Here is a 14,423-nt window from a genome sequence, read left to right on the forward strand (position 1 = left end):
TCAGGGTTACAGACTTGGCCGCCACGCTGAACTGCATGGTCGATCAGCCGGTCGATGAGCTCACGTGACACCGGTGCAGGCTGACGGCGTTTGTATTTATCGAACAAGTCAATGATTTGTGTGTCGCGGTGCAGCTGCCCAACAGTGAGTAGGTGGACGCCTTCGCGTCGCGAGCCAGTCGCGATGCCGAAGTCGACAATGAGTTCGTCAAGGAACGTGTCGTTACCTGACGTTGATGTCAGATGGCAGAGCTCAAGCAGCTCGAACTCTTGCATTGGTCGGCGTTCACGGGTGTTGCGACGCGGTTTTTTGACTGCATGAGCGGCGTTGACGCCATCGGTGAAGCTGAGCGCTGAGTCAAACAAACTCCGTAACGCAGCCATCGCGTTTTCTTCAGCGCCGATGCCGTCCGCGCTTTTCGCAGGCAGTCCTTTGGCTCCGCGGACCCGGTTGTGAACGATCCCACGTTTGATCGCAAGACGTTTCGCGACTGCAGCGAGCTGCTGAACAACTTCAGTTGTGTAGATACTCGTGCCGACAACGTCGCTGCTGCGAGGTTCGATTCGGATCTGACTTGTCACACATGCCCGGCAGGTACAGCGACATGTGAATGGTTGATCGCCGCCGTCGCCTAGACATGGCTCACAGGTCTGATCACACACTGCGCCGTAACCCGATACGAGGCGGTTGAGATGGGTGGCGTAACCGCGGCGGGTCCCTGCGGTTTGGACTTTGAGATATGACTCGACGTGGTCAGCCACTGTTGGGCGACGTGACTGCGCTGTCAGCTGTTCAAGGAGCTCAGCTTCAGTGAGACCGGACTCGGCAAGCAGCTGTGAAAGATCAACGTGTGCTGTGGTCCGCTCAGACATCGCTGGACTCCTGTGAGCTGATGCCAGCAAGAACGTTGGCTGGAGCGCCGAACAAACACACCGCAGGGTTAACAACAACTAACGCGCCGATGTCGCTGAGTGGTGCGATCAGCAGGTTGCGATCTGCTCCGAGTGCAGCGCGTTCTAAATGGGCGGGCCGTAACGCGACTCGTTCAACACCGTTCGCGTTGACAGTGAGCGCCCCAAAATGGCTGCACCGGCGACGTGAGCTCTGACGTGCCGTTTTGGATTGGGTGAGGAGCAGCCATCCGTCGACAACAGTGACGTCAAGGCCACCAGCGCTCCAGCCGAGCAGTTCACTGAGCGTGCCTGAGTCAAAACCTGGTTTGAAACGGCCACTCGCGTCCACCCGTCGGGTTTGAGCTCCGAGAGGAAACGTTGGAGTTGACGTCACCGGTGCTGTCGGCACAAGCGTCAACGACGCCACAGAGCGGGTTTCAGTACTTCGTGTCGCGATGTCGCCAATGCGTCCAAGTCGACGGCGAGTGACATCAAGTTGACGGGTTTGACTCAAAGAATGCGTTGCTGGCATTGCATCGACCGTGCGGAGGCCACGGCGAAGCGCAATCGCGGCCTCACCGTGATCTGCAAGACAATTCTCGACGCCATCAACGACATCGAGTTCATCGATGAGATCAACGCCTGTTGCAACCTGATCTGCAGCATTTTGACGGGCTGCAGCCCTCTGAGTTGTGCGCGAGGGGGGACTTGAACCCCCACGCCCTTTCGGACACCAGCACCTGAAGCTGGCGCGTCTGCCATTCCGCCACTCGCGCAAGTGGACCACAGACGATAACGCAGCAGACACCCGTTCCCCACTCGCGTTCCGGAGACGCTGTCGTCATCGCGGTCGGGGTGGGTCGAACGGTTGGGTAAGTGCAGGTTGGTGGGCCTGCTCAGGAAGTATTGTGGTTCGCCTCATGGGATTGCAGTCAATAGAGAGGCGATTGGAGCGTATGGTCGATGGTGTGTTCTCTCGTCGGCGTCGCGGCTCCATCCGTCCCATCGAGCTCGGGCGCCGTCTCGTGCGTGAAATGGACGACAATCGCTCGGTCGATGTCAAGGGTCGCCGCATTGTTCCCAACAATTTCACCGTGCTCCTGAGCCCCACCGATCACGCCGGCTTCAGCGACATTGAAGATGCACTCACCACCGAGCTCGGAGAAGCCGCCCGCGAATACGCCCGCGAAGAGAGCTACCACTTCATGGGGCCGGTCCTCGTCAAGCTCATGGTGGACAACAACCTCAAACCGGGCCGCTTCGGCATTAGCTCACAACTCAAGCAAGCTGCTGGCGGTCTTGGCGCCGGATCGCTGGTGCTGCCGTCCGGCCAGCGAGTGGCCCTCGGCGAACATGTCACCACGGTCGGCCGGCTGCCCGAATCGACAATCTTGATCAACGACACCAACGTCAGCCGCAACCACGCCGAGATTCGCACCGGCAGTGCCGCCTACGTGGCGGTCGACCTCGGATCCACCAACGGCACGATGGTCAACGGTGTCCGCATCGTCGGCGAGCAGCGTCTCAACGACGGCGACATCATCAGTTTTGGTTCAACCCACGTTCGCTTCGAGGCGTCGTAACTCTGGCCTGCGCCAGCCAACCATGACCGATCAAGTCCTCAACATCTTGAAGTTCGCTCTTCTCGGGCTGCTCTACGTCTTCTTCGCACGCGTGCTCTGGGCCGTGTGGAGCGAAGTACGCACGCCAAAACAGCGCACAGCCCAAGCGACGCCTGGCAACCAACGCGCCAGCGGCCCGCCCGCCCAAGCTCCTCGAGCGCAGCCAGCACCGGCGCCACAACGCGCGCCGAAGGGTCGGTCCGGCCGCGTCGGACGACTCGTCATCCTCGAACCTCGCGCTCGTCGCGGCACCACGATTGCGATGCAGGGCGAGATCACGCTCGGTCGCGATCCGTCGTGCACGATCACGATCGACGATGACACGTTCATCTCCCAGCTCCACTTACGGATGTATGACTTCGAAGGCCAACCGATGCTTGAGGATCTTGGGTCGACCAACGGCACCTTCCACAACGGGAGCAAGATTGTCGGTGCCAAATTGCTGCACCCAGGTGACCGCATCCAGGTGGGCACCACCGTGATCGAGGCGCAGTAAGAATGGCAAAACTCAATTGGGGGTCAGCGACCCATGCCGGTCAACTCCGCCCGCAAAACGAAGACAACCTTCTGGCGATCGACGGCATCTACGTGGTCGCTGACGGAATGGGTGGCCACGAGGCCGGTGAGGTTGCCAGCCAGATCGCGGTCGATCGAGTGCGTGCCGACCTTGACACCGAGGAACTGCCAGGAGCCTCGGCGGTCGTCGACTCGATCTCGAACGCGAACGGCGACATTTTCCGCGCCGCGATTGCAAATCCCAGCCAAGCCGGCATGGGCACGACGATCACCGCCATCGCGGTGATTGGCGACCAGCTCGCTGGCCGCGGAGCCCCAAACCTCGACGTCAACGACGATCCCGGCGAAGTGACGCCCGTCGTTCCCGCCGAGCCGTCCGAAGCATTCGTGCTCGCCAACGTCGGCGACTCGCGTACCTACCTCTTGCGTCACGATCGGTTGCGTCGTGTCACCATCGATCACAGCTACGTGCAGGAGTTGGTATCGACCGGCCACATCTCCGAGGACGAGGCCCGTACCCACCCACGACGCAACATCATCACGCGTGCGCTGGGCATCGAGCCCGACGTGAAAGTCGACTGGTGGACGCTGCCACTCATCCGCGGGGATCGTTTCCTGCTGTGTAGCGACGGGCTGGTCGACGAGGTCGATGACGAGGTCATCAAGCACACCCTCACGACGCTCTCCGATCCTCAAGAAGCATCGGAGCGGCTGGTCGATCAGGCCAACGAGGCAGGCGGTCGCGACAACATCACGGTGGTCATCGTCGACGTGCTCGAAGGCGACGATCCGCCTGACCCCACCCAGGAGTTCGACGTCGTGCCCCTCTGGGCTGATGACGTTGATCCGACGCCAGCGGGCAGCCTGCAAGTCGACGCCGACGGTCAACCACTCACTGCGACCGACCCCGACGCTGAGACACCGTCGCGAGCCAAGCGGTCCGACCGCGGTCCGAAGCGATTCCTTGCCCTGCTGGCCGTCGGTGCGATTCTTGTGGCGAGCTTCGCCGCCTTCGCAGCGTGGGCGCGACGTGGCTACTACGTCGACTTCAACGACAATGACGTTGTGACCATCTTCAAAGGCCGGACGGACGGTGTGCTGTGGTTCGACCCGACCGAGGAGAACACCGGCCCACCGCGCGAGATTCTTGACGACGAGAGCGTGGTGCTTGTCGAGATGCAACCGCGCTTCGACAGCCGCATCGAGGCCGCCCTGTTCATCCGTGAGGACCTGTCGACGATTCCCACCACGACCATTCCGCCATCAACCACGACCACCACCACCGAGGTGATCGTTGCCCCGACCTCAACGGTCCCGGCCACCACGATTCCGACCACCACAACTCCGGCGATCACCACCACGGTGCCCTGATCCCACCATGTCGACTCCTGTTGCGACCAACGATGTCGATCCGGCGTTGGCGAACCAGACCGGTCCGCGCTCGCCAATAGCTCGCCGCCGGCGCAACACCGAGCTGACGCTGATCATCATGGTCGGTCTCATCACCGGCGCGGCCTACACGGTTGCTGCGCTCGGCACGAACGCCGAGATCCCACCCGGCATTGGCATCTTCGTCGGCATCCTCCTCGCCCTGCTGTTGTGCGCACACATCGCGGTCCGCCTCGTCGCTCGCGGTGCTGACGGCACAATCCTGCCGCTGGCTGCACTGCTCCACGGCATCGGCTTCGTGATGATCACGCGCCTCGACGACCGGCTCGCGAGCTTGCAGGCAACGTGGAGCCTGATTGGCATCGCGGTGTTCATCGGGACGCTGCTCCTCGTTCAGCGGACCAGCGACCTCGCCAACCGCAAATGGCTGTTCTTCGTCGGTGGCGCGTTCCTCCTGTTGCTACCAATGGTCCCGGGTGTCGGTCAGACCTTCAATGGCGCTCGGATCTGGGTCAGCATTGGATCCATCAACTTCCAACCGGGCGAGTTCGCCAAGATCGCGCTCGCCATCTTCTTTGCTGCCTACTTGGCCGAGCGACGCGAGTTGATCCAAGCGATGACCTGGAAGGTCGGCCCGTTCCACCTTCCCGAACCGCGCTACATCCTCCCGATCATCGTTGCCTGGGGCTTCGCTGTGATCGTCATGGTCGGCGAACGCGACCTCGGATCGTCGTTGCTGTTCTTCACGCTGTTCGTCGTGATGATGTGGGTCGCGACCGAAAATGCCGGCTACCTCGTCGTTGGCGCAGTGCTGTTCGGCGGAGCGGCGTACTACTCGTGGTCAAACTTCACGCACGTCCAGACCCGTGTGACCAACTGGATCAACCCCTGGGACGACCCGCTCGACAAGGGATACCAGATCATCCAGTCGCTGTATGGCCTCGCCGACGGCGGCCTCCTCGGCACCGGCCTCGGACGCGGCAACCCAAACCAGGTTCCCGAGGCTCAGAACGACTTCATCTTCGCCTCGATCGGAGAGGAGTTCGGCCTCATCGGCGCCACGGCGGTCTTGATGTCGTTTGTGCTCATCGTCGGCGCTGGTCTGCGCACCGCTGTGCGAACCGACCGCACGTTTGAGAAGTTGCTCGCGACAGGCCTGACCGCGATTCTCGGCATTCAGGCGTTCATCATCATCGGCGGCGTGTTGAAGGTGATTCCCCTCACCGGCATCACGTTGCCGTTCGTGAGCTACGGCGGCTCGTCGCTGATCGCCAACTACATCCTTCTCGCGCTGCTCATCAGAGTCAGCGATTCTGCGGCCCGCCGACTCAACGAACTGCCCGATGACCCGACGACCAGCGAGCGATGGCAAGCCTGGCGCTTATCGCGCCGCATTCGCAAGGCGATCAAGCGCGGCGAAGTACCGTCCGATTTTGTCGAGGTCGTCGCGTGAACAGATCGATTCGGCAGCTCGCCTTGGGGCTCATGGCGTGCTACGTCGTGCTGTTCGTCGCACTCAACTACTGGCAAGTCGGCCAACAGGAAGAGCTCGGCGCAAAGTTCGACAACACCCGCCAGATCCTGCGCGAGTTCAACCGACCGCGCGGCAACATCATCACTGCCGACGGGGTCGTCGTCGCCCGATCCCTACCGGACACGGTCAACGAGAACATCGACTTCGTACGGGACTACCCGACCGGCGATCTCTTCGCCAACGTCAGCGGGTACTTCACCAAAGACTTCGGGGCAACGCAGGTCGAGCGCCAATACGGCGACGTCCTCGTCGGCTCCACCGCCACGCAGCAAGTGCGCGGTCTCGGTGACCTCCTCGAGGGCAACACGGATAACTCCGGCACAGTGCAGCTGACGCTGCGCAACGACGCGCAGAATGCCGCCAAGTCTGCACTGGGCGATCGCGAGGGTTCGATCACCGTGATGGACCCGACAACCGGCGCGATCATCGCGATGTACTCGAACCCGACGTATGACCCGAACACCTTCGTCAGCCAAGACTTTGAGACTGCCCAGCAGGTCATCACCGACTTGCAGAATGCCGACGGCAACCCTCTGCTCGCCCAGGCGTACCAAGAGCGATTCATGCCCGGGTCGACGTTCAAAGTCGTGACCACCGGTATTGGACTCGAGGCTGGCGTGCTGTCACGCGAGACAAGTTTCCCGCGCGAGCGCCAATACATCCCGCCGCAGACCAACGACCCCATCCAGAACTACAACGGCAGTCAGTGCGGCGGCGACATGGCTGAGGTGTTCCGCAGAAGCTGCAACATTCCGTTCGCCAAGACCGCCATCGAGTTGGGTGTCGACCGGTTCGTTGCCGGCACCGAGGCATGGGGAATCGGCGAAGAGTTGCCGATCGATCTGCCACGACCGGCCACCAGCACGATCGGCGACACCGAAAACCTCGACCAGATGCTCCCCTTGCTCGCCATTCGTGGCTTCGGTCAGAGCGAGGACCAGATGGTGCCGCTGCACATGGCAATGGTCGCATCGGCGGTTGCCAACGACGGCAAAATGATGAAGCCCTACGTCATCGAGGCGACATTCGACAAGGCCGGCCGCGAGCTCAACCGCACCGAGCCCGAAGTGTGGAAGATGCCGATCTCGGCGGAGACCGCTGCACTTGAGACCGAGTTCATGGTCGGCGTCGTCGAGTCGGGGACCGCCAGTTGCTGTCTCGCCCTCGATGGTGGCATCCAGGCCGCGGCCAAGACCGGTACTGCTGAACTCGGCATCGCCTCGAACCCGGATCTGTCCCACGCCTGGATCGTCGCCTTCGCTCCGGCCGAGGATCCGCAGTTCGCCGTCTCCGTGGTGCTCACCGACGTGCAGTCCACCCAAGACGTGTCGGCAACAGGTGGCCGACTTGCCGGACCGATCGCCGAGACCATGCTCAACTTCCTGCTCACCGGCCAGGGCGCGTCGTAGTGCTCGGGACGAACGAGCCGGGCGCGGATCGACGTGATGTTTGCCACGACACCGACATCGGCGCCCTGAAGACCATGGGCCAGACTCGCTCGGTAGCCTGGCTCATCGCCGTTTCGGCGGACAGGAAGCAGTGAGAGAGCAGTGAGCGACAACGGCGCAGCCACGGTCATCAATGACCGCTACGAGGTGCACAAGCGGATTGGACGCGGCGGGATGGCCGACGTCTTCTCTGCGCGCGACCTGCTGCTCGACCGCCAAGTTGCCATGAAGGTGCTGTTTCCCGAGTTCGCCGTCGACGAGAACTTCGTCGAGCGGTTCCGGCGCGAGGCACAATCCGCTGCAAACTTGTCGCACCCCAACATCGTGAACGTCTACGACTGGGGCAAGTTCGAAGGCACCTACTTCATCGCGATGGAAGAGGTCCAAGGGCGCACGCTCGCAGACGTTCTCAAGACCAACAAGCAGCTCACAGCAAAGCAGGCCGCCGAAATCGCGAGCGAGGTCGCAGCAGCCCTCGGGTTCGCTCATGATGGCGGACTCGCCCACCGCGACATCAAGCCCGCCAACATCCTCATCGGGTCCAACGGACAGGTGAAGGTCGCCGACTTCGGCATCGCTCGGGCGATGAACGCGCCAACCGAGGACAACCTCACCCAGGTCGGTTCGGTCATGGGAACGGCGACCTACTTCTCGCCCGAGCAGGCGCAGGGCGCCCAACCCGACCCGCGGAGCGACCTGTACTCGCTGGGCATCGTGATGTACGAGATGGTCAGCGGCAAGCCGCCGTTTACCGGCGAAAACCCAGTCAGCATTGCCTACAAGCAGGTGCACGACGCGCCGCAGCCACTCGTGCAACTCATTGCCGATGTGCCTCGGCCGTTCGAGGCGATCGTCGCCAAACTCCTGGCCAAGGACCCCAAGCTCCGTTACCCGAGCGCCAGTGCCCTCCGCGACGACCTCAGGCGATTCCGCAACGACGAACCCGTGCAGGCCCTCTCCGTCGCGGCGAGCGCCCAGGGCGTCTCCGCTTCTGGCGCGGCAGCAACGGGCGCCATTGCCGCAGCCGTCGCGGCCGGTGCAACCACGACGGGACCAACCGTCCCGCCGCGTGCTGGCAACGTGCCGCAAGCCGGCATGTACGAAGCTGGCTACCCACCGGGCGCCTCGCCCGATGCCATGTACTACGACGCCGCGTCGTCGCGTACCGGCTGGTACGCGCTCGCCGCGTTCGTTGCACTCATCGCACTCGTCGTCGGCGGCGTGCTGCTGTTCCAGTCACTGAACCAAGACGACCTGACCGCAGCCGAGCCTGTCTCGTTCGAACTCGCGGATTACACCAATCGACCGCGCTTGGATGTCGTCACCGAGCTCACCGAGCTCGGTCTCAACGTGCGCACCGAAGCCGAAGAGAACGGCAACTTCGGCATCGACTTCGTCATCCGCACGGAACCGCCGGCGGGCACAATCATTCTTGAAGGCCAGGAGATTGTCGTCTTCTTCAACCCGGACCCGCAGGTCACGCCCATCCCGAACGTGGTCGGCATCCCGATCGAGGATGCACGAATTCAGCTCGAAGCAGCGAGCTTCAATGTCGGCACCGAAACGATCGAGCAGACCGATCAGTTCGAAGAAGGAACGGTGCTCAGTATGAACCCGCCGGCGGGTACGCAGGCGAACGCCGAGGACTCCGTCGATCTCGTCATTGCCGGGCCGCCATCGAGCGTTTCCGTTCCCGGCTTCCTCATCGGCCAGACCGAGCAGGCTGCAATCGACGTGCTCGAAGGCGAGCCGTACAGTTTTGTCGTCACCGTTTCCCGTGTTCCGAGTAGCACCGTCGCTGCCGGCATCGTCATCGAGATCGCTCCGGCAGCCAACACACTCGTCCCGCGCGGTGGCGACGTCACCATCACCGTCTCCGATGGACCTCAACCAATCAGTGTTCCAACGGTGAGTGGGCTCACCGAGGGTCGCGCCCGAAATCAGCTGACCAATGCAGGGCTCACCGTCCTGGTCAACTACGTCGAAGTGGCTCCGGGCAGTGTCGACGATGGTCGCGTCAAGGAGCAAGACGTCCCCCCTGGCTCACTTGTGCCACCGGGAACGCTGGTGACGCTGACCGTCGGACGGTCGACCGTGCTCGCCACGACCCTGCCACCCGCAACCGCACCGCCAACAACAACGCCACCAACAACCGCGGCGCCCACAACCGCACCGCCTGCAACGACAACGCCACCAACAACCGCACCGCCTGCAACGACAACGCCACCAACAACCGCAGCGTTGACCGGCTAGTTCAAAACGGGTGACCGCGCCGTGGCCCTCGACCGTCATACTGGAGCCGTGCCGCGCATCTTGGTGATCGACAGCTACGACAGCTTCGTCTACAACCTCGTCCAGTACCTGGGTGAACTCGGTGCTGATCCGATTGTCGTGCGCAACGACGAGATCAGCGTTGCCGAGGCAGTCGCGCTTGAACCCGACGGTGTCTTACTGTCGCCCGGCCCCGGTCGTCCTGAAACCAGCGGGATCATCTGTGATGCGATTGGTGCGTTCGCCGACGTCTCGACGCCGGTGTTCGGCGTGTGTCTGGGACATCAGGCGATCGGCCATGTGTACGGAGCAGATGTGATCGGCGCCCCCGAGTTGATGCATGGCAAAACCTCGCCGGTCGAGCACGAGGGTGGCGGGGTGTTCGCTGGTTTGCCATCCCCGCTCACCGCAACCCGCTACCACTCCCTCACGCTCGACCCCGCCACCATTCCCGACGTGCTTGCCGTCACGGCCCGCAGTGTCGATGGCGTGGTCATGGGAGTCCGCCACCGCGAACTTGATGTCGAAGGGGTGCAGTTCCATCCCGAAAGCATCCTCACCGACCAAGGCCACGACCTGGTGCGGAACTTCCTGACCCGCTGTTGACCGGTACCGAACGCCCTCCCCAGACCGGGAAGGTTCGTCTACTTGTCTTGCCCTCTCACATTTGTCGCCTATGCTCTGCGACCGATGGCACCTCCGAAACGAAAGACGGGTGGCGGTCGCGTCACGGCGAAGGGGACTCGGCCTGGTGACCGCCCCGCATCCGGCCACCCGACCACCGATCACCATGAGGTGTCCGCTTCCTCGCGCTACACCCCAAAGCAGGAACGGCGACAGCTGATCCCGCCAAACTGGATTCCGGTGATCATGCTGGTGCTCCTGATCGGTGGTGGCCTCCTGATCATGGCTCGCTACTTGATCTTCACCGACAGCAACTGGCCCACCTTGGTCGGCCTCGCCGCAATTCTGGGCGGCCTCTACACCGCCACGAAGTGGCAATAGCGCCGACGTCTCGCTGAGGCGAACCAGATTCACGATTCTCACCCTGTGGGAAACCCGGGGAAACACGTCGACGGTCGTCTCAGTTATCCACACAACTGTGGACAACTTCTCAGATCGCCGCTGCGAGTAGCGGCCCGACCGCGGAGCAAGTCCGTCAGTCGTAGAGCGGCGCAACCTCGATCATGTCCTCGAGACAGTGTCGAGGCGGAGGGGGATCATCGTCAGGCGCCATCGTCATTTTGATCTCGACGCCACACACATCGCATCGATACTTCTGACTGATCTTGCGAAGCTCGCCTGTTGGCGGAGGCTCAGGTGGGAGCATCGTCATGCTGCGCAGCATCGCAATGCCACTTTTCCACAGGACATAGCCGAAGAAGATCCCGAATCCCACCCAGATGATCGTCGATACGGCCGGCATGATCCCAGCGTACCGGCCCCGCCAGCGCCCGTTCACCCCGCGATCCGCCACACTCGCCACGCCGTGATGTTGCACTGAGCCGACCAACTGGGCACGATGGCTCGGGTGAAGTGGCCCACCTGGCAACAGGCAGCAATCGCTGCGGTCGTCAGCGGGATCATCGCGATCGTGCTCGCTCGCCGTCGTCGCTCCACCGGCCGCACCCCTCCAGGGTTCGGTGAAGCCTTCGCGACCGAGTTCGCGTTGATCTCGGCGCTGTACTCGATTTGGCGAATTGCTCGGAAGCTCCCGCTCGCGCAAGATGCCGGTGCGATCGAACGGGCACGGACCATCGTCGATGTTCAAGAAGCGATGTACTTGCCATCGGAACTCGGCCTCCAAGAATTCATCCTGGACAACGATTGGCTCGGGTGGCCGACCACCCTCTACTACGCCACGCTCCACGTGCCCACGCTCATCGCGTTCCTCGTCTGGCTCTTTGTCTGGCATCGCGACCAGTACCCCCATTGGCGCAACGGACTGGTCTTTCTCACCGGCACCTGCCTCGTCATCCGATTCTGGCGGGTTGCTCCCCCACGCTTCCTGACCGACCTCGGATACGAGGATCTGTCCGAAATTTTCGGACCCTCGATTTACGGCCCCGTCGGAACCGGCGTGTCCGACCAGTTCGCTGCCATGCCATCGATCCACGTCGGCTGGGCTGCCGTCGTGTCGTTCGGCATCGTGGCGGCGAGCACGAGTCGATGGCGGTGGCTCGCCTTGCTGCACGTGATCATCACCATGATCGTCGTGTCGGCCACCGGAAATCACTGGTGGCTCGACGGCATCGTCGCGATCGCGCTCCTCGGCGTTGGCCTCGCACTCGACACGGCATTCCGACGCGGTGGCAACCAAACTCCCGTCGTGCCACAAGCAGCTGAGGTTGATCAGGTGTCGTCGGTTGCGGGCGTTTCTTCGAACTCCTGACCAGCGACCACGAGCTGATCGAGAATGCGTTGCATGTCAGCGATGTCTTCGGCACTGAGATGGATCGCAAACAGCGCCTGCAGGGCCCGGCGGTAAGTGACCGACATCTCGCGCCAGAGTCGGCGACCGGTCTTGGTCAGCTCGACGTCGACCGCACGGTGATCGTGCTCATCGACGTACTTATGGCGAGCGACCCACCCTTCTTCCTGCAGCCGGTCGAGGCGACGACTCACACTTGAAGGCGGGAGCCGAAGATCGGCAGCCACATCGAGTGGACGCGCCCGGCCACCCAACCGTTGCAGCGACGCCAAGACATCGAACCAGCCCAGCGAGATATCCCACTCCGCGCGGAGCTCCTCGTCGATGTTCCGCTCGATCTCACCCGAGAGTGCCTGCATGCCGCGCCATACACCGACCCGAACGTTGTCGAGACGAGCCATGGCGTGCGTTCCCGGTCTCCGTCGACGCGCTGATCAGCTCGTGGCGCGGATCGCCGCGGCGAATGCTGAGACCGCTTCGGAGATCTCTTCGGAGGTCACGATCAACGGCGGCATCCACCGGACGGTCCGCTTGCGCGTGCCAGCTGTCATCAGGATCACGTTGTTCTCGGCAAGGCAGTGCTCGACCACCGCTGATGCACGTTCCGCCGAGTCGAATTCGACAGCCACCATCAAGCCGCGTCCGCGGACGTGCAGGAGCGCGTCGTCGAGCTGCTGCAGGTCGCGCAATGCGTCGATCAACTGCGTGCCTCGCGCCACGACGTTGTCGAGGAAGCCCGGCTCGGTGAGCACTTCCATGGTGGCCAACGCCGCGGCACAACCAATCGGTGTGCCGTTCGACGAACCGCCGTGGCTCCCGGGGCGCCACTTGTCGTCGTGGGCACGACGCGTGCCGAGTGCCGCAAACGGGAAACCAGACGCAATACCTTTTGCCATGCACAGGATGTCGGGCTCGATGTCATGCGCCTCGATCGCGAACATTTTTCCGGTTCGTCCGAAGCCACTCTGGGTCTCGTCGGCGACAAAGAGGATGCCGTTCTCGCGACAGCGTTCACCGAGCCCTTCGATGAAGGCGGCCGGTGTGGGGATGTAGCCGCGCTCCCCGATGACCGGTTCGATGATGATCGCCGCGACTTCGTTCGCTGGAATCTGCGTGGCGAACAGGCGGTCGAGTCCGCGCAGCGCTCGTGTGATCTCGGACTCCTGGTCCGATGCGTGCGGGTCGGGAAACGGGGCGACGTGCACACCCCCCGGGAACGGCCCGTACCCCTCACGGTCGATCGCTCGCGATGTCGACATCGCGAGCGTCAGCAGCGTCCGACCATGAAAGGCCCCGTCGAACGTGATGATGTCATGGCGTCCAGTGGCGTGCCTGGCCAGCTTCACCGCAGCTTCAAGGATCTCGTCGCTCGAGTTGCTGAAGAAGAAGGTGTCGATCGACTCGGGAGTCAGCCCGGCCAGTCGTGCAGCAACCGGCTCGAGGAGATCGTGCTGATAGACGTTCGCCTGCGCGTGCACGAAGCGATGCGCCTGGTCCGAGATTGCCTGGACCACCTTGGGGTGGCAGTGCCCGGTTGAGGCTGCAGCGATGCCCGCAGTGAAGTCGAGATAGGAGTGATCGTTCGCGTCGTAAACGCGACATCCTTGGCCGCGAACGACCTGCAAGTCGGTCACCTTCGACCAGACGTTGGAGAGATGCGAACCCGGGCCTGACGGCTGCGACGAGGTCATTCCAGGAGCCTACGGTGCCGACGACGCGGGCCACGATGACCCCGGCCGCCGTCTGGGTGCGACACGTCGACTAATGCAGCGCCGCAGGTCGATGGGTTACCGTCACGAGATGACCGACCCCACAACAAATGCGGCGGCGCCCGCAGGATGGACCTTCACCGATAGCGGCGCCATGGACTGGCAGCCGATCGCAGCAGGGGCTGGCATGAAGGTGCTCGGTATCGCCGACGGCAAGATGATCGCCACCTTCAAGTTCGAGGCCGGCTATGTCGGCGGCGTCCACCATCACGAAGAGCCCGAGTTCTCCTACATCCTCGAAGGATCGATGGTCTCCCAGGGTGTGCAGATGGAAGTCGGCCACGCCTACGCCGCGCAGATGGGCACCACCCACGACGATTTCCGCACTGAAAACGGCTGCACGTTGGTGAGTGTCTTCAAGATTCCCGGGTAGTTCAGCGCTCGAACGCAGCTGCCGCGACCTCTGCATAGGTGCTGGCGATGTGGAACGTCATGTCTGCTTTCACGTTGTCGGGGACGTCGTCAAGGTCGTTCTCGTTCCGCTTCGGGAGGACCACTTCGGTGAGACCCATGCGATGGGCTGCAAGAATCTTCTGCTTCAAGCCGCCAA

Annotated in this window: 14 protein-coding genes, 1 tRNA gene and 1 pseudogene; 10 read left to right on the forward strand and 6 right to left on the reverse strand. The window is 62.7% G+C overall.

All coding sequences use genetic code 11. The annotated features are described in order from the left end of the window. Positions 1-383, reverse strand: a pseudogene (locus ACH2DW_RS14135) (hypothetical protein); the annotation flags it as partial. Between the two features lie 1,203 nt (positions 384-1,586). After that, a tRNA-Leu gene (locus ACH2DW_RS14140) sits at positions 1,587-1,669 on the reverse strand. Positions 1,670-1,813: 144 nt separating this feature from the next. Between ACH2DW_RS14140 and ACH2DW_RS14145 the strand changes: the two genes are divergently transcribed. The 8 genes from ACH2DW_RS14145 to ACH2DW_RS14180 all read left to right on the forward strand — a co-directional run bounded on the left by ACH2DW_RS14145 (position 1,814) and on the right by ACH2DW_RS14180 (position 10,678). After that, positions 1,814-2,476 carry an FhaA domain-containing protein gene (locus ACH2DW_RS14145; RefSeq protein WP_394930391.1) on the forward strand — a complete coding sequence of 221 codons (663 nt, stop codon included), beginning with the start codon at positions 1,814-1,816 and terminating at the stop codon, positions 2,474-2,476. A gap of 22 nt (positions 2,477-2,498) precedes the next feature. Continuing rightward, entirely contained in the window at positions 2,499-3,011 is a 513-nt protein-coding gene (locus ACH2DW_RS14150) for an FHA domain-containing protein (RefSeq protein ID WP_394930392.1), read from the forward strand. 2 nt (positions 3,012-3,013) lie between these two features. Then, on the forward strand, positions 3,014-4,402 hold the full coding sequence (locus tag ACH2DW_RS14155; protein ID WP_394930393.1) for a protein phosphatase 2C domain-containing protein: 1,389 nt from the start codon (positions 3,014-3,016) through the stop codon (positions 4,400-4,402). 7 nt (positions 4,403-4,409) lie between these two features. Next, complete coding sequence (locus tag ACH2DW_RS14160) at positions 4,410-5,873, forward strand: FtsW/RodA/SpoVE family cell cycle protein (RefSeq protein WP_394930394.1); 1,464 nt, start codon at positions 4,410-4,412, stop codon at positions 5,871-5,873. Then, positions 5,870-7,363: a peptidoglycan D,D-transpeptidase FtsI family protein gene (locus ACH2DW_RS14165; protein WP_394930395.1), complete on the forward strand. Its 1,494-nt coding sequence runs from the start codon at positions 5,870-5,872 to the stop codon at positions 7,361-7,363. Before ACH2DW_RS14160 ends, ACH2DW_RS14165 begins: the two co-directional genes overlap by 4 nt. Positions 7,364-7,504: 141 nt before the next feature. After that, positions 7,505-9,655, forward strand: a complete 2,151-nt coding sequence (gene pknB, locus ACH2DW_RS14170) for a Stk1 family PASTA domain-containing Ser/Thr kinase (protein ID WP_394930396.1) — start codon at positions 7,505-7,507, stop codon at positions 9,653-9,655. Positions 9,656-9,703: 48 nt separating this feature from the next. Next, on the forward strand, positions 9,704-10,279 hold the full coding sequence (locus ACH2DW_RS14175) for an anthranilate synthase component II (protein WP_394930397.1): 576 nt from the start codon (positions 9,704-9,706) through the stop codon (positions 10,277-10,279). An 84-nt stretch (positions 10,280-10,363) separates the two neighbouring features. After that, positions 10,364-10,678: a cell division protein CrgA gene (locus ACH2DW_RS14180; RefSeq protein ID WP_394930398.1), complete on the forward strand. Its 315-nt coding sequence runs from the start codon at positions 10,364-10,366 to the stop codon at positions 10,676-10,678. A 154-nt stretch (positions 10,679-10,832) separates the two neighbouring features. On the opposite strand, the gene ACH2DW_RS14185 is transcribed toward ACH2DW_RS14180, so the two are convergent. Beyond that, positions 10,833-11,099, reverse strand: coding sequence for a hypothetical protein (locus ACH2DW_RS14185; RefSeq protein ID WP_394930399.1), 267 nt, complete (start codon positions 11,097-11,099; stop codon positions 10,833-10,835). 96 nt (positions 11,100-11,195) lie between these two features. Between ACH2DW_RS14185 and ACH2DW_RS14190 the strand changes: the two genes are divergently transcribed. Continuing rightward, positions 11,196-12,065 carry a phosphatase PAP2 family protein gene (locus ACH2DW_RS14190; protein WP_394930400.1) on the forward strand — a complete coding sequence of 290 codons (870 nt, stop codon included), beginning with the start codon at positions 11,196-11,198 and terminating at the stop codon, positions 12,063-12,065. Here the strand turns inward: ACH2DW_RS14190 and ACH2DW_RS14195 are convergent. Together ACH2DW_RS14195 and ACH2DW_RS14200 are read right to left on the reverse strand one after the other, a co-directional pair. Then, positions 12,026-12,505 (reverse strand): MarR family winged helix-turn-helix transcriptional regulator, encoded by a 480-nt coding sequence (locus tag ACH2DW_RS14195; protein WP_394930401.1) that lies wholly within the window; start codon positions 12,503-12,505, stop codon positions 12,026-12,028. The genes ACH2DW_RS14190 and ACH2DW_RS14195 overlap by 40 nt on opposite strands. A gap of 33 nt (positions 12,506-12,538) precedes the next feature. Continuing rightward, complete coding sequence (locus ACH2DW_RS14200; protein ID WP_394930402.1) at positions 12,539-13,795, reverse strand: aspartate aminotransferase family protein; 1,257 nt, start codon at positions 13,793-13,795, stop codon at positions 12,539-12,541. Positions 13,796-13,904: 109 nt separating this feature from the next. On the opposite strand from ACH2DW_RS14200, the gene ACH2DW_RS14205 reads away from it, so the two are divergent. After that, positions 13,905-14,246 carry a cupin domain-containing protein gene (locus ACH2DW_RS14205; RefSeq protein ID WP_394930403.1) on the forward strand — a complete coding sequence of 114 codons (342 nt, stop codon included), beginning with the start codon at positions 13,905-13,907 and terminating at the stop codon, positions 14,244-14,246. 1 nt (position 14,247) lies between these two features. Here the strand turns inward: ACH2DW_RS14205 and ACH2DW_RS14210 are convergent, their stop codons facing one another. Next, positions 14,248-14,385: a S16 family serine protease gene (locus tag ACH2DW_RS14210; protein WP_394930404.1), complete on the reverse strand. Its 138-nt coding sequence runs from the start codon at positions 14,383-14,385 to the stop codon at positions 14,248-14,250. Between the last annotated feature and the right edge of the window lie 38 nt (positions 14,386-14,423).

The organism is uncultured Ilumatobacter sp. (assembly GCF_963980585.1).
GTDB lineage: Bacteria > Actinomycetota > Acidimicrobiia > Acidimicrobiales > Ilumatobacteraceae > Ilumatobacter_A.

Coding starts and splice junctions, on each gene's coding strand:
- ACH2DW_RS14145 (WP_394930391.1), top strand. CDS start 1,814: ATGGGATTGCAGTCAATAGAGAGGCGATTGGAGCGTATGGTCGATGGT.
- ACH2DW_RS14150 (WP_394930392.1), top strand. CDS start 2,499: ATGACCGATCAAGTCCTCAACATCTTGAAGTTCGCTCTTCTCGGGCTG.
- ACH2DW_RS14155 (WP_394930393.1), top strand. CDS start 3,014: ATGGCAAAACTCAATTGGGGGTCAGCGACCCATGCCGGTCAACTCCGC.
- ACH2DW_RS14160 (WP_394930394.1), top strand. CDS start 4,410: ATGTCGACTCCTGTTGCGACCAACGATGTCGATCCGGCGTTGGCGAAC.
- ACH2DW_RS14180 (WP_394930398.1), top strand. CDS start 10,364: ATGGCACCTCCGAAACGAAAGACGGGTGGCGGTCGCGTCACGGCGAAG.
- ACH2DW_RS14185 (WP_394930399.1), bottom strand. CDS start 11,099: ATGCCGGCCGTATCGACGATCATCTGGGTGGGATTCGGGATCTTCTTC.
- ACH2DW_RS14190 (WP_394930400.1), top strand. CDS start 11,196: ATGGCTCGGGTGAAGTGGCCCACCTGGCAACAGGCAGCAATCGCTGCG.
- ACH2DW_RS14195 (WP_394930401.1), bottom strand. CDS start 12,505: ATGGCTCGTCTCGACAACGTTCGGGTCGGTGTATGGCGCGGCATGCAG.
- ACH2DW_RS14200 (WP_394930402.1), bottom strand. CDS start 13,795: ATGACCTCGTCGCAGCCGTCAGGCCCGGGTTCGCATCTCTCCAACGTC.
- ACH2DW_RS14205 (WP_394930403.1), top strand. CDS start 13,905: ATGACCGACCCCACAACAAATGCGGCGGCGCCCGCAGGATGGACCTTC.
- ACH2DW_RS14210 (WP_394930404.1), bottom strand. CDS start 14,385: ATGGGTCTCACCGAAGTGGTCCTCCCGAAGCGGAACGAGAACGACCTT.